The organism is Streptomyces flavotricini (assembly GCF_020639365.1).
Lineage (GTDB): Bacteria > Actinomycetota > Actinomycetes > Streptomycetales > Streptomycetaceae > Streptomyces > Streptomyces flavotricini.
This window is the reverse complement of record NZ_JAINUL010000001.1, coordinates 2,967,409-2,985,786: the sequence shown is the minus strand read 5'-3', so window position 1 is coordinate 2,985,786 and position 18,378 is coordinate 2,967,409. Positions and strand designations below refer to the sequence as shown.

At 72.3% G+C, this 18,378-nt stretch carries 13 protein-coding genes; 9 read left to right on the top strand and 4 right to left on the bottom strand.

The annotated features are described in order from the left end of the window. Both K7B10_RS13160 and K7B10_RS13155 read left to right on the top strand, forming a co-directional pair. A partial coding sequence (locus K7B10_RS13160; protein ID WP_229336265.1) for an AAA family ATPase occupies positions 1-1,055 on the top strand: 1,055 nt, incomplete at its 5' end. A gap of 232 nt (positions 1,056-1,287) precedes the next feature. Then, on the top strand, positions 1,288-2,718 hold the full coding sequence (locus tag K7B10_RS13155; protein WP_229336264.1) for a sugar porter family MFS transporter: 1,431 nt from the start codon (positions 1,288-1,290) through the stop codon (positions 2,716-2,718). Between the two features lie 41 nt (positions 2,719-2,759). On the opposite strand, the gene K7B10_RS13150 is transcribed toward K7B10_RS13155, so the two are convergent. Further along, entirely contained in the window at positions 2,760-3,746 is a 987-nt protein-coding gene (locus K7B10_RS13150) for an LLM class flavin-dependent oxidoreductase (RefSeq protein WP_229336263.1), read from the bottom strand. Between the two features lie 63 nt (positions 3,747-3,809). Then, positions 3,810-5,327: a cytosine permease gene (locus K7B10_RS13145; protein WP_229336262.1), complete on the bottom strand. Its 1,518-nt coding sequence runs from the start codon at positions 5,325-5,327 to the stop codon at positions 3,810-3,812. 143 nt (positions 5,328-5,470) lie between these two features. On the opposite strand from K7B10_RS13145, the gene ftsY reads away from it, so the two are divergent. Further along, a complete protein-coding gene (ftsY, locus tag K7B10_RS13140; RefSeq protein ID WP_229336261.1) occupies positions 5,471-6,691 on the top strand; it encodes a signal recognition particle-docking protein FtsY in 1,221 nt (406 codons plus the stop codon). A gap of 136 nt (positions 6,692-6,827) precedes the next feature. Here ftsY and K7B10_RS13135 read toward each other — a convergent pair whose 3' ends face one another. Then, positions 6,828-7,496: a bifunctional DNA primase/polymerase gene (locus K7B10_RS13135; RefSeq protein WP_229336260.1), complete on the bottom strand. Its 669-nt coding sequence runs from the start codon at positions 7,494-7,496 to the stop codon at positions 6,828-6,830. A gap of 408 nt (positions 7,497-7,904) precedes the next feature. Between K7B10_RS13135 and nsdA the strand changes: the two genes are divergently transcribed. From nsdA to ftsH, 6 genes are all read left to right on the top strand, one after another. After that, positions 7,905-9,410 carry a transcriptional repressor NsdA gene (gene nsdA, locus K7B10_RS13130; protein ID WP_372481403.1) on the top strand — a complete coding sequence of 502 codons (1,506 nt, stop codon included), beginning with the start codon at positions 7,905-7,907 and terminating at the stop codon, positions 9,408-9,410. A 317-nt stretch (positions 9,411-9,727) separates the two neighbouring features. Further along, positions 9,728-11,071 (top strand): ammonium transporter, encoded by a 1,344-nt coding sequence (locus K7B10_RS13125; protein ID WP_229336259.1) that lies wholly within the window; start codon positions 9,728-9,730, stop codon positions 11,069-11,071. Next, entirely contained in the window at positions 11,068-11,406 is a 339-nt protein-coding gene (locus tag K7B10_RS13120) for a P-II family nitrogen regulator (protein WP_030162445.1), read from the top strand. Before K7B10_RS13125 ends, K7B10_RS13120 begins: the two co-directional genes overlap by 4 nt. A 38-nt stretch (positions 11,407-11,444) precedes the next feature. Next, a complete protein-coding gene (locus tag K7B10_RS13115; RefSeq protein WP_229344991.1) occupies positions 11,445-13,865 on the top strand; it encodes a [protein-PII] uridylyltransferase in 2,421 nt (806 codons plus the stop codon). Positions 13,866-13,976: 111 nt separating this feature from the next. After that, on the top strand, positions 13,977-15,548 hold the full coding sequence (gene ffh, locus K7B10_RS13110) for a signal recognition particle protein (RefSeq protein WP_229336258.1): 1,572 nt from the start codon (positions 13,977-13,979) through the stop codon (positions 15,546-15,548). A 126-nt stretch (positions 15,549-15,674) separates the two neighbouring features. Next, positions 15,675-17,600: an ATP-dependent zinc metalloprotease FtsH gene (ftsH, locus tag K7B10_RS13105; protein WP_229336257.1), complete on the top strand. Its 1,926-nt coding sequence runs from the start codon at positions 15,675-15,677 to the stop codon at positions 17,598-17,600. 97 nt (positions 17,601-17,697) lie between these two features. Here ftsH and K7B10_RS13100 read toward each other — a convergent pair whose 3' ends face one another. Next, a complete protein-coding gene (locus tag K7B10_RS13100) occupies positions 17,698-18,375 on the bottom strand; it encodes an SAM-dependent methyltransferase (protein ID WP_229336256.1) in 678 nt (225 codons plus the stop codon). Positions 18,376-18,378 lie beyond the last annotated feature (3 nt).

The following is an 18,378-nucleotide window of genomic DNA, read 5'->3' as shown; positions in this document are numbered from 1 at the left end:
AGCGCCGCCGGGCCCGGCTGCGCCACGAGGCGGAAGTCGCCCGCGCCGTCGCCGACGGGGCCCGCCAGCTCCTCGCGCACCTGGAGGTCTCGCTCCGCCGCGCCGAACAGGAGCGCGCCGCCGCCGAGCACGCCAAGGGCCTGCGCGAACGGGAACTCGGCGCGGCCCGCACCCGGGGCCGCGACCTCAAGGGCGAGCTCGACAAGCTCACCGACTCCGTGCACCGCGGCGAGGTGCTCGGCGCCGAGAAGCGGCTGCGCATCGAGCAGGTGGAGTCGCGCGCCCTGGAGGAGTTCGGGATGGAGGCGGCGGGGCTCGTCGCCGAGTACGGGCCGGACCAGCCCGTACCCCCGAGCCCGCCCGCCGACGGCGAGGACCCGGACGCCGACGCCGAGCCGGGTCCCTTCGTACGCGCGCAGCAGGAGAAGCGGCTCAAGGCGGCCGAGCGCGCCTACCAGCAGCTCGGCAAGGTCAACCCGCTCGCCCTGGAGGAGTTCGCGGCTCTGGAGGAGCGCCACCGCTTCCTCAGCGAGCAGTTGGAGGACCTCCGCAAGACCCGGGCCGATCTCCTTCAGGTAGTGAAGGAAGTCGACGAGCGGGTCGAGCAGGTGTTCACCGAGGCCTACCGGGACACGGCCCAGCAGTTCGAGGGCGTGTTCTCGCGGTTGTTCCCCGGCGGCGAGGGCCGGCTGGTCCTCACCGACCCCGACAACATGCTGACGACCGGCGTGGACGTGGAGGCCCGCCCGCCGGGCAAGAAGGTCAAGAGGCTCTCGCTGCTCTCCGGCGGCGAGCGCTCGCTGACCGCGGTCGCCCTGCTGGTGTCCATCTTCAAGGCCCGGCCCAGCCCGTTCTACGTGATGGACGAGGTCGAGGCCGCGCTCGACGACACCAACCTGCAGCGGCTGATCCGGATCATGGAGGAGCTCCAGGAGAGCTCGCAGCTGATCGTCATCACGCACCAGAAGCGGACCATGGAGGTCGCCGACGCGCTGTACGGCGTCTCCATGCAGGGCGACGGCGTCTCGAAGGTCATCAGCCAGCGCCTTCGTTGACCCTTTCACTTCACTTAATGAACACAGTCTGTGGGTGCGCCGGGATCGGCTCTGTGAAGAATCGGGTTCATCTCACCTATTGACTTCAGAAAGTGAACCCATAGGCTCTGCTGTGCCGTGTTGACGTTCAGGTGGTGGCAAGCCGTTTGCTGTGCGCCACTAGAGGAACACGAGCAAGCAACAACGAGACCCCCACACAGCCCGCCGTCGCCGCCGGGCCCAGGAGCACACCTTGACCAGCACAGCGAACGCACCCGCGTCGGGCGGTGGAAGCGCGTCCCAGCCCGACCACCTCGGCCACGTCATCTTCATCACCGCGGCCGCTGCCATGGGCGGCTTCCTCTTCGGCTACGACAGCTCCGTCATCAACGGCGCGGTGGAGGCCATCCGCGACCGCTTCGACGTCGGCTCGGCGGCACTCGCGCAGGTGATCGCCGCGGCGCTGATCGGCTGCGCCTTCGGCGCCGCCACCGCGGGCCGCCTCGCCGACCGGATCGGCCGAATCCGCTGCATGCAGATCGCCTCCGTCCTGTTCACCGCGAGCGCCATCGGCTCGGCCCTCCCGTTCGCCCTCTGGGACCTCGCCATGTGGCGCGTCATCGGCGGCTTCGGCATCGGCATGGCCTCCGTCATCGGGCCGGCCTACATCGCCGAAGTCTCCCCGCCCGCCTACCGCGGCCGGCTCGCCTCCTTCCAGCAGGCGGCCATCGTCATCGGCATCGCCGTCTCGCAGCTGGTCAACTGGGGCATCCTCAACCTCGCCGACGGCGACCAGCGCGGTGAGATCGGCGGACTCGAGGCCTGGCAGTGGATGCTCGGCGTGATGGTCGTCCCGGCCGTGCTCTACGGCCTGCTGTCCTTCGCCATCCCCGAGTCCCCGCGCTTCCTCGTCTCGGTCGGCCGCACGGACAAGGCCAAGGAGGTCCTGCGCGAGGTCGAGGGCTCGGGCATCGACGCCGACGCCCGCGTCCGCGAGATCGACCACTCCATGCGCTCCGAGGTGAAGTCCACCTTCAAGGACCTGCTCGGCGGCCGCTTCGGCTTCCTGCCCATCGTCTGGATCGGCATCGGCCTCTCGGTCTTCCAGCAGCTCGTCGGCATCAACGTGATCTTCTACTACAGCTCCTCGCTGTGGCAGTCGGTCGGCATCGACGCGAGCTCCTCGTTCCTGTACTCCTTCGAGACCTCGGTCGTGAACATCATCGGCACGGTGATCGCGATGGTCTTCGTGGACCGGCTCGGCCGCAAACCGCTCGCCCTCATCGGCTCCGTGGGCATGGCGCTGTCGCTGGGCACGGCGGCCTGGGCGTTCTCGTTCAAGACCGGAACCGGCGACGACATCTCCCTGCCGCACGCACAGGGCATCACCGCCCTGGTCGCGGCCAACTTCTTCGTCCTGTTCTTCGCGCTCTCCTGGGGCGTGGTGGTCTGGGTGCTGCTGGGCGAGATGTTCCCCGGCCGCATCCGCGCCGCCGCCCTCGGTGTGGCTGCCGCGGCCCAGTGGATCGCCAACTGGGTCATCACCGTCACGTTCCCGTCGCTGTCCGACTGGAACCTTTCGGGCGCCTACATGATCTACACGTTCTTCGCCCTGCTCTCGATCCCCTTCATCCTCAAATGGGTGCCGGAGACCAAGGGCAAGGCGCTGGAGGAGATGGGGTAACCACCCCCGCCAACACCCCTTCTCCTCGATACTGCCCCGGCTCAGTCCCTGAGCCGGGGCAGTACCCGTTCGCAGAGCAGGTGCAGGCTGCGCCAGCCCTCGTCCAGCGGCATCCCGCCGCACAGCGGGTGCAGCACCAGGTTCCCCGCCTCGCCCGCGGCCCGACCGTACGCGACCGCCTGGTCCGGGGTCAGCACCCGGTACACGCCCTCCGCGCGCAGCTCCGCGACCGAGCGCGCGGCCGACCGCACGGCGCTGCGGATGTCCTTCGACTGCCAGGAGGCGTACATGCCCGCCTCGTGCAGGAAGCGGTCGCCGTACTCGGCCCAGACCCGGTCCGGGTCCTCCGCGATGTGCAGCAGCGGGGTCTCGGCGGCGGGCATCATGCAGAAGCCCTCCGTCCCGTGCTCCGCGAGCTGCGCCCGGTAGTACGCCTCCAGCTCCGGCAGGTGCGCGCTGGGGAAGAACGGCAGCCCGAGCCGGGCCGCGCGCCGCGCCGCCGCCTTGGAGCTGCCGCCGACCAGGAGCAGCGGATGCGGCTGCGTGAAGGGCCGCGGGGTGACCCGTACGGTACGGCCCCGGTAGGCGAACGGCTCGCCGGTCCACGCCTGGAGCAGGGTCTCCAGCAGCTCGTCCTGGAGCCTGCCGCGCCGGCCCCACTCGACGCCGTGCTGCTCGTACTCCTCGGGCCGGTAGCCGATGCCCGCGACCGTGACCAGGCGGCCGCCGCTCAGCAGGTCGAGGACCGCGATGTCCTCCGCCACCTTCAGCGGGTCGTACAGCGGGCCGATGATCGCCGAGACGGTGACCGCGATCCGGCGGGTGGCGCCGAAGACGGCGCCCGCGAAGGCGAAGGGCGAGGGCAGCCAGTTGTCGGTGGCGCCGTGGTGCTCCTCGGTCTGGACGGTGTCGATGCCGCGGTCGTCCGCGTACCTCGCCATCTCCAGCGCGGCCTTGTAGCGGGCGGAGAGGGTCTCGGGGGTGCCGTTCGGGTCGACGAGATTGAACCGGGCCACGGTGATGGGCATGGAGGAGTCCCCCTTCGCCGGATGTGGGTGCGCGGGCGAAGGGGGACGTTAGCTGACGTGGCGTCAGTTGGACAGGGATCCGGCGGTCGCGGGCTCGGGCTCCTGCTCCTCGGCCCCGGCGGGGGCCGGCGCGGCCGCCGTGCGCGGCAGCACGGCGTACAGCACGCCGGAGGTGACGATGCCGGCCGCCCAGCCCAGCCCGTTCTGCCCGACCCAGGTGCCGGCGAGCGGCCCGCCGAACCAGTCGACCTTGGTGAAGAGCAGCCCCACCACCAGGGCCGCGCCCCACGCGGTCATGGCCTGCCAGGCGTACCCGCCCCGGTACCAGTAGGCGCTGGTGCGGGTGGTGTCCAGCAGTGCGGCTCCGTCGTACGAGGTCCGGCGCAGCATGTCCACGCCGAAGACGCCGATCCACGCGGAGAACGCCACCGCCAGCAGGGTCAGGAAGGAGATGAACGAACCGAAGAAGCTGGTCGCGACCACCATCAGCAGGAAGCCGAAGACCAGGCTGATGACGGCGTTGACGCTGACGGCCGCCGCGCGCGGGACCTTGATGCCGAGGGTCTGCGCCGTGAAGCCGGCCGAGTACATGGACATCGAGTTGATCAGCAGCATGCCGACGAGCGCGATCAGCAGGTACGGCACCGCGATCCAGGCGGGCAGCAGATTGCCGATGAAGGAGACCGGGTCCTGCGCCGTGGCCAGGTCCGGGGTGCCGACCGCCATGACCGCGCCCATCAGCACCATCGGGATCACGACGACGGCCGCGCCGCCGATCGTCGCGCCGACCATGCCCTTGGCCGAGGCCGTGCGCGGCAGGTAGCGGGTGAAGTCCGGGCCGGACGGGACCCAGCTGATGCCGCCCGCGGCGATGGTGCCGATGCCGGCGATCATCATCGCGGTCGAGCCGGCCGGCTTGTCGAAGACGGCGGACCAGTCGCTCTCCACGACCAGGTAGCCGAGCACGAGCACGCTGAAGCCGCCGAAGAGGTACGTCGACCAGGTCGAGCACACGCGCAGCGCGCTGATGCCGAGGCCGGACACCAGGAAGGTGCAGCCGACGAAGAGCACCAGGGTGACCACGATCAGGGCGGTGTTCTTGCGCACCCCGAACAGCAGGTCCAGCACGGTGAGCATGGCGAACGCCCCGCTGACCGCGTTGATGGTCTCCCAGCCCCAGCGGGCGATCCAGATCAGGGCGCCGGGGAACAGGTTGCCGCGCTGGCCGAACACGGCCCGCGAGAGCGCCATGCCGGGGGCGCCGCCGCGCTTTCCGGCGATCGAGATCAGCCCGACGAGTCCGTACGAGACGACGGGAGCGGCGATCGCGACGACCAGCACCTGCCAGATGTTGAGCTTGTTGAAGATCACCAGGCCGGCGCCCATGGTCAGCAGCAGCACGCTGATGTTGGCGGCGACCCAGGTGGGCACGAGCTCGCGGACCCGGCCGCCGCGCTCGCCGTCCGGGACGGGCTCCAGGCCGCGGGTCTCGACCGAGCGCTCGGAGGAGGTCTCGACGGGCGCCCCGGCGGACGTCTCGGTCGGCGTCTGTATCGCGCCGTCGGCGGGCTCGGCAGGCATGCGGTACTCCGGTGGGCAGGGCGTACGGGTAAGTCGCCCATCATCGTAGATGTGCCTGCAAGTCCACAAATGGAGGGTTACGGCCCTGCCGGAACCGCCGGAGTCGGGGGTCCGGGGCCGCCGTGGCCGATACTGGACGGGTTATGGACATCCTCATCCTTGCTGTAGTCATCGCCCTGGTCGCGGTCGGCGTGATCAGCGGGCTCGTGGTCAGCAGCCGCAAGAAGAAGCAGCTGCCGCCCTCGGCGCCGTCGAGCACGCCGACCATCACTGCCCCGCCCGCCGAACCGCAGGTGGGGGAGGACGCCGTAGAGACGGCGGAAGAGCCCCGCCGCACGATCGAGGAGGTCGTCCTCCCCGAAGCGGAGGCTGCGGCTCCCGAGGCGCCCGCCGTCGTCGCCGAGCCCGAGGCGCCGGCCGCCCCCGAGATCGAGGTGCCCGAGCCCACCGCCGGCCGCCTGGTCCGGCTGCGCGCCCGCCTCGCCCGGTCGCAGAACTCGCTCGGCAAGGGGCTGCTCACGCTGCTCTCGCGCGAGCACCTCGACGAGGACACCTGGGAGGAGATCGAGGAGACCCTCCTGATCGCCGACGTCGGTGTCGTGCCGACGCAGGAGCTCGTGGACCGGCTCCGCGAGCGGGTCAAGGTGCTCGGCACCCGCACCCCGGCGGACCTGCGCGCCCTGCTCAAGGAGGAGCTGCTGACCCTGGTCGGCACCGACTTCGACCGCGCCGTGAAGACCGAGAGCGGCCTGGACACCCCGGGCGTCGTGATGGTCGTCGGCGTCAACGGCACCGGCAAGACCACCACCACGGGCAAGCTGGCCCGCGTGCTCGTCGCGGACGGCCGCTCCGTGGTGCTGGGCGCGGCCGACACCTTCCGCGCCGCCGCCGCCGACCAGCTCCAGACCTGGGGCGACCGCGTGGGCGCCCGCACGGTACGCGGCCCCGAGGGCGGCGACCCGGCCTCGATCGCCTACGACGCGGTCAAGGAGGGCATCGCCGAGGGCGCCGACGTGGTGCTCATCGACACCGCCGGCCGCCTCCACACCAAGACCGGGCTCATGGACGAGCTCGGCAAGGTCAAGCGCGTCGTGGAGAAGCACGGCCCGCTGGACGAGGTCCTGCTGGTCCTGGACGCCACCACCGGGCAGAACGGCCTGACCCAGGCCCGCGTCTTCGCCGAGGTCGTGGACATCACCGGCATCGTGCTGACCAAGCTCGACGGCACCGCCAAGGGCGGCATCGTCGTCGCCGTCCAGCGCGAGCTCGGCGTCCCGGTCAAGCTCGTCGGCCTCGGCGAGGGCCCCGACGACCTCGCGCCCTTCGAGCCGGAGGCGTTCGTGGACGCCCTGATCGGCGACTGAGCGCCGACCGTACGCACGACACCGCCCCCGCGTTCCGCCCGGAACCCGGGGGCGCTGTCGTGGGCACGCCCCCTACGGGGTGTCCGCACAGTCCCGCCTGCCCCGCGGGCGGCCGGCGCTACTGTGCGGACAGCCCCTAGCGCCGCAGCCGGTGGCAGATGTACGCGAGGGTGCCCAGCAGCAGCCGGGCCTGCGGCGGGCCCCCCGCGGCGTCCAGCGCGGGCGGGCGCAGCCAGCCGACCGGGCCCAGGCCGGCGAAGTCGGACGGCGGGGCGGTGAGGAAGGCTCCGGACCCCAGTGCCCGCAGATCGAGGTCGGCGTCGTCCCAGCCCATCCGGTACAGCAGCTGCGGCAGCCCGGCGGCCGCGCCCGGGGCCACGAAGAACTGGGCCCGGCCGTCCGGGGTCGCCGTGACCGGCCCGAGCGGCAGGCCCATCCGCTCCAGGCGGACCAGCGCCCTGCGCCCCGCCTCCTCGGAGACCTCGATGACGTCGAAGGCGCGGCCGACGGGGAGCAGGACCGCCGCGCCGGGGTACCCGCTCCAGGCCTCGGAGACCTCGTCGAGGGTGGCGCCGGCCGGGACGGTCGGAGCGAGGGGCAGCGGATGCGCCCCCGGCGCGCTGCAATTCGTATGACCGCAGGAGCAGCCGCGAGCGGGGGCCGCGGCGCGGGCGCCGGGGACCACGTCCCAGCCCCACAGTCCCGTGTACTCCGCGACGGCCGTGCACTCCGAGGTCCGGCCGCGCCGCCGCGAGCCGGAAAGGAACTCCTTGGTGCTGCGGCTGCCGCCGATCGTGAAGCCCATGCCCATGCCCCCTCCAACGGGTCGGACGCGCAGGTGGTTACGACGTCGACGGGACGGGATGCGGGGCCGGGTGCGAGCCCGGTGCCCGGAGGGGCTGCCCGGCGCACTCCTCGCTGCGCGCGCCCCCACCGCACTCCCGTCCATCCGATCGTTTTCGCCTCGGTGTCAAGTGAATCGCGCCTGGCGGGTGGCTAGTTCATTCAAAGGGGTGGCGAATGGTGGCGTTTCCGCGATCGACCTCGCGGAGGGGGTGATCGTAGGATTACTTTCAGTGCACCAAACCCCGAAGGCGGGCCGTCCGTGGTTATGCCGGAGGCAACGTGTGGAGGACCTGTGAAGGTCCGTGGCGGCGCTCGCCGCCCCAGCCAGGGTTTCGTGTGAAGAGGCTGAGTGGATGGGGGCGTTCCAGTGAGCGGCAACGGCGCAAGCGGAACGAGCGTGGAGCCGGAGGTCCCGGGTTCCGCGGCCCGCAATGAGCAACTGACCTCCTGGTTCGTCCGCAGCGGCTGGTCGAAGGGCGAGCTCGCCCGCCAGGTGAACCGGCGCGCCCGGCAGATGGGCGCCCACCACATCAGCACGGACACCTCCCGGGTCCGCCGCTGGCTCGACGGCGAGCAGCCCCGCGAGCCCGTCCCGCGGATCCTGTCCGAGCTGTTCTCCGAGCGCTTCGGCTCCGTCGTCGCCATCGAGCAGCTCGGCCTGCGCACCGCCCACCAGACGCCCTCCGTCTCCGGCGTGGACCTGCCCTGGGCCGGCCCGCAGACCGTCGAGCTGCTGGGGGAGTTCTCCCGCAGCGACCTGATGCTGGCCCGCCGCGGCTTCCTGGGGACCTCCCTCGCCCTCTCCGCGGGCCCCGCCCTCATCGAGCCCATGCAGCGCTGGCTCGTCCCGGTCACCGCCGCCGACCCGGCCCCCCGCGAGGCGGGGGCGCCCGGCGCCCTCAGCGGCCACCGACCGCCCCGGCTCTCCGAACCGGAACTCGGCCTCCTCGAAGCCACCACCGTCATGTTCCGCCAGTGGGACGCCCAGTGCGGCGGGGGACTGCGCCGCAAGGCCGTCGTGGGCCAGCTCCACGAGGTCACCGACCTGCTGCAGGAGAACCACCCGGCCCCCGTCATGCGCCGGCTCTTCAAGGTCGCGGCGGAACTCGCCGAACTGGCCGGCTGGATGAGCTACGACATCGGCCTGCACCCCACCGCGCAGAAGTACTTCGTCCTCGCGCTGCACGCCGCCAAGGAGGGCGGGGACAAGCCGCTTGGCTCGTACATCCTCTCCAGCATGAGCCGCCAGATGATCCACCTCGGCCGCCCCGAGGACGCCCTGGAACTCATCCACCTCGCGCAGTACGGCAGCCGCGACTGCGCCGGCCCGCGCACCCAGGCCATGCTGTATGCGATGGAAGCCCGCGCCTACGCCAACATGGGCCAGCCCAGCCGCTGCAAACGAGCCGTCCGGATGGCCGAGGACACCTTCTCCGACGTCGACTTCGGCGGCGAGCCCGAACCCGACTGGATCCGGTTCTTCTCCGAGGCCGAGCTCAACGGCGAGAACTCCCACTCGTACCGCGACCTGGCCTACGTGGCAGGGCGCAGCCCCATGTACGCCTCCCTCGCCGAACCCGTCATGCAGCGGGCCGTGGACCTCTTCGAGAAGGACGAGGAGCACCAGCGCTCGTACAGCCTCAACCTGATCGGCATGGCCACCGTGCACCTGCTCCGGCGCGAGCCCGAGCAGGCCGTCGTCCTCGTCGACCACGCCCTGAAGGTGGCGGAAAAGGTGCGGTCCGAACGGGTCAATACGAGGATCCGCAAGACCGTGGACAGCGCCGCCCGCGAGTACGGCGACGTCGCCGACGTGGTCCGGCTGACCGACCAGCTCGCCTCCCGGCTCCCCGAGGCCGCCGAGGCCGTCTGACGGCCCGCGCGGACGCCCCCGAAGGCCCCGGCCGCGGCAGTCACCCCGTGAAGCCCGATCAGGCTCCCCCAGCCAGGTCCCCCCGGGTACTGCCGCGGCCGGCTCACGTCCCGGTCCCGTTCATGGACGCGTAACACAGCAGACCTCTTCGTCACGGCTGCGAAACACCCAGCGGCGCCGCCGGAAACCGGCCTGCGCGAATCTCAGGGCCAATAACCGGCCAGCCCCCAGGCCCCCACCCCCCGGCCTTACGCCTTGCGCCGCTCAGGTTTTCACGATCGCCCGCACGCGAACGCACCGACGACGAGGAGACGCCGATGGCATCAGCCATCACGACCCTCGCGGCAGACGCCCCGACGCTCTCTGCCGCGAACACCGGGTTCATGCTCATCTGCTCCGCCCTGGTCATGCTGATGACCCCCGGGCTCGCCTTCTTCTACGGAGGCATGGTCCGCGTCAAGAGCAGCCTCAACATGCTCATGATGAGCTTCATCAGCCTCGGGATCGTCACGATCCTCTGGGTCCTCTACGGCTTCAGCCTCGCTTTCGGCACCGACTCCGGCAGCCTCATCGGCTGGTCCTCCGACTACGTCGGCCTCAGCGGCATCGGCATCACCGAGCTGTGGGACGGGTACACCATCCCGGTCTACGTCTTCGCCGTCTTCCAGCTGATGTTCGCCGTCATCACCCCCGCCCTGATCAGCGGCGCCCTGGCCGACCGCGTGAAGTTCAGCGCCTGGGCCCTGTTCAGCGCCCTGTGGGTCACCGTCGTCTACTTCCCCGTCGCCCACTGGGTGTGGGGCGCCGGCGGCTGGCTCTTCGAGCTCGGCGTCATCGACTTCGCGGGCGGCACCGCCGTCCACATCAACGCCGGCGCCGCGGCCCTCGGCGTCATCCTGGTCATCGGCAAGCGCGTCGGCTTCAAGCGCGACCCGATGCGCCCGCACAGCCTCCCGCTCGTGATGCTCGGCGCCGGTCTGCTCTGGTTCGGCTGGTTCGGCTTCAACGCCGGCTCCTGGCTCGGCAACGACGACGGCGTGGGCGCGGTCATGTTCGTCAACACCCAGGTCGCCACCGCCGCCGCCATGCTCGCCTGGCTCGCGTACGAGAAGCTGCGCCACGGCTCCTTCACCACCCTCGGCGCCGCCTCCGGCGCGGTCGCGGGCCTCGTCGCGATCACGCCCTCCGGCGGCTCCTGCTCCCCGCTCGGCGCGATCGCCATCGGCGCCATCGCCGGTCTCGTCTGCGCCATGGCCGTCGGCCTCAAGTACAAGTTCGGCTACGACGACTCCCTCGACGTCGTCGGCGTCCACCTCGTCGGCGGGGTCATCGGCTCGCTCCTCGTGGGCTTCTTCGCCACCGGCGGTGTCCAGTCCGACGCGGCCGGCCTCTTCTACGGCGGCGGCCTGGAACAGCTGGGCAAGCAGGCCATCGGGGTCTTCTCGGTCCTCGCCTACTCTCTCGTCGTGTCCGCGGTCCTCGCCTTCCTCCTGGACAAGACGATCGGAATGCGGGTCACCGAGGACGACGAGGTCTCCGGCATCGACCAGGTCGAGCACGCCGAGACCGCCTACGACTTCAGCGGAGCCGGTGGCGGAGCCTCCTCCCGGAGCACCGCCGCCCCCGCCCCCGCCGCCGCGAGCAAGAAGGTTGACGCATGAAGCTGATCACCGCGATCGTCAAGCCGCACCGGCTCGACGAGATCAAGGACGCCCTCCAGCGGTTCGGAGTCCAGGGGCTCACCGTCTCCGAGGCCAGCGGGTACGGCCGCCAGCGCGGCCACACCGAGGTCTACCGCGGCGCCGAGTACACCGTGGACCTCGTACCGAAGATCCGCATCGAGGTGGTCGTCGAGGACGACGACGCCGAATCGGTGATGGACGTCCTGGTGCAGGGCGCCCGCACCGGAAAGATCGGTGACGGCAAGGTGTGGAGCGTCCCGGTGGACGCGGTCATCCGCGTCCGCACCGGCGAGCGCGGCGCTGAAGCGCTCTAGGCGACGGGAGCTCCTGGGTGACGAGCGTCGAAGAGACCATGACGGGTGATTCCGACGAACCGTCCGCCTCGGGACCCAGCGGTTACGCCGCGGCCCGGCTGCGACTCCTCCAGGAGGAGTCGCGGTCCGGGCCTTCGCGGCGTTCCGCGCTGGCCGGGCTGACCGACGACTGGCTGAACGCCCTGTTCACCACGGCCCTGAGGGAGACCGGGGTGCGGGGCGCCACCCTCGTCGCGGTCGGCGGCTACGGGCGCGCCGAACTCTCCCCGCGCAGCGACCTCGACCTGCTGCTGCTCCACGACGGCAAGGCGGAGCCGCGGGCGCTGAGCGCGCTGGCCGACCGGATCTGGTACCCCGTGTGGGACCTGGGCGTGGCCCTCGACCACTCGGTGCGGACCCCGGGCGAGGCCCGCAAGACCGCCGCCGAGGACCTCAAGGTGCACCTGGGGCTGCTGGACGCCCGGCCGGTCGCCGGTGACGCGGGGCTGCTCGCGGGCCTGCGCACCTCGGTACTGGCCGACTGGCGCAACCAGGCCGCCAAGCGGCTCCCGCAGCTGCACGCGCTGTGCCGGGACCGGGCCGAGCAGGCCGGGGAGCTGCGCTTCCTGCTGGAGCCCGACCTCAAGGAGGCCCGCGGCGGGCTCCGCGACGCCACCGCGCTGCGGGCGGTCGCCGCGTCCTGGCTGGCCGACGCCCCGCGCGAGGGGCTGGCCGAGGCCCGGCGGCGGCTGCTGGACGCGCGGGACGCGCTGCACCTGGTGACCGGCCGGGCGACCGACCGGCTCGCGCTCCAGGAACAGGACCAGGTGGCCGCCCAGCTGGGGCTGCTCGACGCGGACGCGCTGCTGCGCGAGGTGTACGAGGCCGCGCGGGTCGTCGCGTACGCCGGGGACGTGACCTGGCGGGAGGTCGGGCGCGTCCTGCGGGCCCGGGCGGCCCGGCCGAGGCTGCGCGGGCTGCTGGGCACGCGGGGGGCCGCGGCGGCCGAGCGGGCCCCGCTCGCGGAGGGGGTCGTGGAGTCGGACGGCGAGGCCGTCCTGGCCCTGGCCGCCCGGCCCGACCGCGATCCGGTACTGGCGCTGCGCTTCGGGGCCGCGGCCGCGCAGGCCGGGCTGCCGGTGTCCCTGCACGCCGTACGACGGCTCGCGGCGCAGGCCAAGCCGCTGCCGGTGCCGTGGCCCGCCGAGGCACGGGAGCAGCTGCTGACCCTGCTGGGGGCGGGGGAGCCGGCGGTGGCGGTCTGGGAGGCGCTGGAGGCCGAAGGCCTGATCACGCGGCTGCTGCCCGACTGGGAACGGGTGCGGTGCCGGCCGCAGCGCAATCCCGTGCACACCTGGACGGTGGACCGCCACCTGGTGGAGACGGCGGTACGGGCCTCCGCCCTGACCCGCCGGGTCGGCCGGCCCGACCTGCTGCTGATGGCCGCCCTGCTGCACGACATCGGCAAGGGCTGGCCGGGGGACCACTCGGTGGCGGGCGAGACGATCGCCCACGACGTGGCCGTACGCGTGGGCTTCGACGAGCGGGACGCCGCCGTGCTGGGGGTCCTCGTACGGCACCACCTGCTGCTGATCGACACCGCGACGCGGCGCGACCTCGACGACCCGGCGACGGTCCGCTCGGTCGCGCAGGCCGTGGGATCGCTCGGAACGCTGGAGATCCTGCACGCGCTGACCGAGGCCGACGCGCTGGCCACCGGCCCGGCGGCCTGGAGCACGTGGCGCGGCTCGCTGGTGGCGGACCTGGTGGGACGGGTGGCCTCCGTGCTGCGGGGAGCGCCGCAGCCGGCGGCGGAACCGGCCATCCCGACGACCGAGCAGGAACGCCTCGCGGTGGAGGCGCTGCGCACGGGAGAGCCGGTCCTGGCGCTGCACGCGCGCCGGGAGGAGGACGACGCGGTCGGCGTCGAACTGGTGGTGGCGGTCCCGGACCAGCCGGGGGTCCTCCCGGCGGTGGCCGGCGTACTGGCCCTGCACCGTCTCACGGTCCGGGCCGCCGACCTGCGCTCGATGGAACTGTCCGATCTGGCGGGCGAGGTGCTCGTCCTGCGCTGGCGGGTGGCGGCGGAGTACGGGGCGCTGCCCGAGGCGGCGCGGCTGCGGACGGACCTGATCCGGGCGCTGGACGGCTCCCTGGACGTCCGGGCGAAGCTCGCGGACCGCGAGGCGGCGTACCCGCGGCGGCGCGGGGTGGTACCGCCGCCGCCCCGGGTCACGGTGGTCCCGGAGGTGTCCTCGCTGGCCACGGTCCTGGAGGTGCGGGCCCCCGACGCGGTGGGTCTGCTGCACCGGATCGGGCGCGCGCTGGAGTCCTCCGGGGTGCGGGTGCGCAGCGCGCACGTGTCGACGCTGGGCGCCAACGCCGTGGACTCCCTGTACGTGGTCGACCCCGACGGCAAACCGCTCCCGCCGCCCGCCGCGACCGCCCTGGCCGCCGCCCTGGAGGCCGCCCTCCACTGACCCGGGGGCGCCGCCCCCCCCGTCCGGGAACGGGCGGGTCCCCGGACGGGGGGACGGCCCGATACCCTGGGGGGCGACCACACGCCCCCGACCCGAGGAATCGCGACCACCGTGTTCGATACGCTTTCCGACCGCCTCAGCGCGACCTTCAAGTCCCTCCGGGGCAAGGGCCGCCTCTCCGAGCAGGACATCGACGCTGCGGCGCGGGAAATCCGTATCGCCCTCCTCGAGGCCGACGTCGCCCTCCCCGTCGTCCGCTCCTTCATCGCGAACGTCAAGGAGCGCGCCCGCGGCGAAGAGGTCTCCAAGGCCCTCAACCCGGGCCAGCAGGTCCTCAAGATCGTCAACGACGAGCTCGTCTCGATCCTCGGCGGCGAGACCCGGCGGCTGCGCTTCGCCAAGACCGCGCCCACCGTGATCATGCTCGCCGGCCTCCAGGGTGCCGGTAAGACCACCCTCGCCGGAAAGCTCGGCCTCTGGCTCAAGGGCCAGGGCCACTCCCCGCTGCTCGTCGCCTGCGACCTCCAGCGCCCCAACGCCGTCAACCAGCTGAGCGTCGTCGCCGAGCGCGCCGGCGTCGCGGTCTACGCGCCCGCCCCCGGCAACGGCGTCGGCGACCCGGTGCAGGTGGCCAAGGACTCCATCGAGTACGCCCGCACCAAGCAGTACGACATCGTCATCGTCGACACCGCCGGCCGCCTCGGCATCGACTCCGAGCTGATGCAGCAGGCCGCGGACATCCGCGACGCCGTCAGCCCCGACGAGATCCTCTTCGTCGTCGACGCGATGATCGGCCAGGACGCGGTCAACACCGCCGAGGCCTTCCGCGACGGCGTCGGCTTCGACGGCGTCGTGCTGTCCAAGCTCGACGGCGACGCCCGCGGTGGTGCCGCGCTCTCCATCGCGCACGTCACCGGCAAGCAGATCATGTTCGCCTCGAACGGCGAGAAGCTCGACGAGTTCGACGCGTTCCACCCCGACCGCATGGCGGGCCGGATCCTCGACATGGGTGACATGCTCACCCTCATCGAGCAGGCCGAGAAGACCTTCAGCCAGGCCGAGGCCGAGAAGATGGCGGCCAAGCTGGCGAAGGGTCCGAAGGAGTTCACGCTCGACGACTTCCTGGCCCAGATGGAGCAGGTCCGGAAGATGGGCTCCATCTCCAAGCTGCTCGGCATGCTCCCGGGCATGGGTCAGATCAAGGACCAGATCAACAACATCGACGAGCGTGACGTCGACCGCATGGCCGCGATCATCAAGTCGATGACCCCGGCCGAGCGCCAGGACCCGCACCTCATCAACGGCTCGCGCCGCGCCCGTATCGCCAAGGGCTCCGGTGCCGAGGTCAGCGCGGTCAAGAGCCTCGTCGAGCGCTTCTTCGAGGCCCGCAAGATGATGTCCCGCATGGCCCAGGGCGGCGGCATGCCCGGGATGCCCGGCATCCCCGGGATGGGCGGCGGCCCCGGCCGGCAGAAGAAGCAGATCAAGCAGGCCAAGGGCAAGCGCAAGAGCGGCAACCCGATGAAGCGCAAGGAAGAGGAGGCGGCCGCCGCCGCCCGCCGCGAGCAGGGCCCGCAGAGCGCCCCGCCCGCGACCGGCAGCCCGTTCGGCCTTCCCGCCGGCGGCGGTCAGTCCGGCCAGGACTTCGACCTTCCGGACGAGTTCAAGAAGTTCATGAAGTAAGTACGGGCGTACGGGGAGGGCCCCGGCCGGATCATCCGGCCGGGGCCCTCTTTTCTGCATTCTGCAGGCGCAATGGTGCGTTACATCCCTTATCGTCGGCCACGAGGACGGCAGTAAGGAGGCCACGTGCCCAGCCCCACCCCCGTACCGCCTCGCGACCGCGCCGACACGCCATGGCGCTCCGAGGGCGCGCCGACGCCGCCGCCCAAGAGGAAGATGCCCGGGGGCTGGCGCGGACTCGCCCTCGCCGCGCTGATCGTCTTCCTGCTCGCCAACGTGGCCCTGTCGTACTTCAACCAGGGCGACGAGCCGACCGTCTCGTACACGGAGTTCAGCAAGCAGGTCGCCGCCGGCAACGTCTCGAAGATCTACTCCAAGGGCGACGCCATCCAGGGCGAGCTGAAGAACAAGCAGCCGCTGCCCGACGGCGACAAGGGCGACTACACGAAGTTCGTCACCCAGCGCCCGGCCTTCGCCGACGACGACCTGTGGGCGAACCTCAGCAAGCACGACGTCGTCGTCACGGCCTCCCCGGTCGTCGTGCAGCGCAGCTTCCTGGCCAATCTGCTGATCTCGCTCGCCCCGATGCTGCTGCTGGTCCTCCTGTGGGTGTTCATCGCCCGCCGCATGGGCTCGGCCATGGGCGGTGCCGGCGGGCTGGGCCGCAAACAGCCGCCCAAGCCCGTCGAGCTGGAGGGCGGCAAGCGCACCACCTTCGCCGACGTGGCCGGCATCGACGAGGTCAAGGGCGAGCTCAACGACGTCGTGGACTTCCTCAAGCACCCGCAGCGGTACCGGGCCCTGGGCGCCAGGATGCCCGGCGGGGTGCTGCTCGCCGGGCCTCCCGGCACGGGCAAGACCCTGCTGGCGCGTGCGGTCGCGGGCGAGGCCGGGGTGCCGTTCTTCTCCGCCTCCGCCTCCGAGTTCATCGAGATGATCGTCGGCGTGGGCGCCTCCCGGGTCCGCGAACTCTTCTCCGAGGCGCGGAAGGTGGCCCCCTCCATCGTCTTCATCGACGAGATCGACACCATCGGGCGGGCCCGCGGCGGCGGGGCCGCCATGGGCGGCCACGACGAGCGCGAGCAGACCCTGAACCAGATCCTGACCGAGATGGACGGCTTCTCCGGATCGGAGGGGGTCGTCGTCATCGCCGCCACCAACCGGCCCGACGTACTGGACCCGGCGCTCACCCGCCCCGGCCGCTTCGACCGCACGGTGTCGGTCTCCCCGCCCGACCGGGCCGGCCGCGAGTCCATCCTGCGGATCCACACGCGGGACATCCCGCTCGCCGCCGACGCGGACCTCGACCAGGTGGCCCGCACCACCCCCGGCATGACGGGCGCCGACCTCGCCAACCTGGCCAACGAAGCCGCCCTGCTCGCGGTGAAGCGCAAGCAGACCCAGGTCACCCAGGCCGATTTCATGGACGCCCTGGAGAAGGTCCAGCTGGGCGCGGCGCGGGCGCTGGTCATGCCCGAGGAGGAGCGCCGCCGCACCGCCTACCACGAGAGCGGCCACGCCCTGCTGGGCATGCTCCAGCCCGGCGCCGACCCGGTCCGCAAGATCACGATCGTGCCGCGCGGCCGGGCGCTCGGCGTCACCCTCTCGACCCCCGACGCGGACCGCTACTCGTACACGGAGGACTACCTCCGCGGCCGCATCATCGGCGCGCTGGGCGGCATGGCGGCCGAGCACGTCGTGTTCGACGTCATCACCACGGGCGCGGAGAACGACCTGGAACAGGTCACCAACCTCGCGCGCGGCATGGTCGGCCGCTGGGGCATGAGCGAGCGCGTCGGCCGCCTCACCGCGATCCCGGCGGACGCACAGAGTCCGTACGGACTGCTGGCGGCCCCCGCCACCCTCGACGTCGTGGACCACGAGATGCGGCGGATCGTCGACGAGTGCTACGAGGAGGCCTGTCGGCTGCTGCGCGAACACCGGCCGAAACTCGACGCGCTGACCGAGGCCCTGCTGGCGAACGAGACCCTGGACGAGTCGGCCGCCTACGAGGCCGCGGGCATCCCCCGGCTCTCGAAGGAGCCGAAGTAGCGGCGCGGCGCCGGCGCGCCCTCGCGCTGGTCCGCGCCCGCCCCGCCGAGACCCGCCCCGCCGAGACCCGCCCCGCCGAGACCCGCCCCCGTCCCGGCTACGGCACGCGGGCGATCACGTAGCGGAAGATGTTCGGCAGCCAGACGGCGCCGTCCGGCCGCTCGTACGGGTGAAGCGCCTCGGCCAGCTCCTTCTCGACCTGCGCCGGATCGGACGGGGACTCGTACAGCCCCGTCGACAGCAGCCCCCGTACGGCGCTGTCCACGTCCGCGTACCCGAAGGGGCAGAACACCCGCCCCGACCCGTCGGGCACGAGCCCGGCCCGCGCCACGGCCGCGTCGAGGTCCCGCGGCTCGGGGCCGCCGCCCAGGACGGCGGGCACCGTGCACCGCTCCGGCGGGCCCCAGTCGGCCAGCACCACCGCGCCGCCCCGCCGGAGCGCGGGCAGGGCCGCGTCCAGGGCCGCCGCGGAGGGCGAGAAGGCCAGCAGCAGATCGTACGGGCGCGCGCCGTCCGGCGGGGCCGGGACCACGTCCAGCAGCCGCTCGCGCGCCAGCGCCCGCCGCGCCGGATCCGTCTCCACCCCCGTGGCGACGGCTCCCCGCCCCGCGGCCAGCAGAAGGGCCAGCCCCGACCCGCAGTCCAGGCCGAGCAGCCGGTCGCCCGGCCCGACCTCCAGCCGGTCGTAGACCGCCTCGTACAGCGGTACCAGCATCCGTTCCTGGATCTCCGCCCAGTCCCGGGCGACGAGCGTCGCCGTCGGCGTCGGTGTCATCGA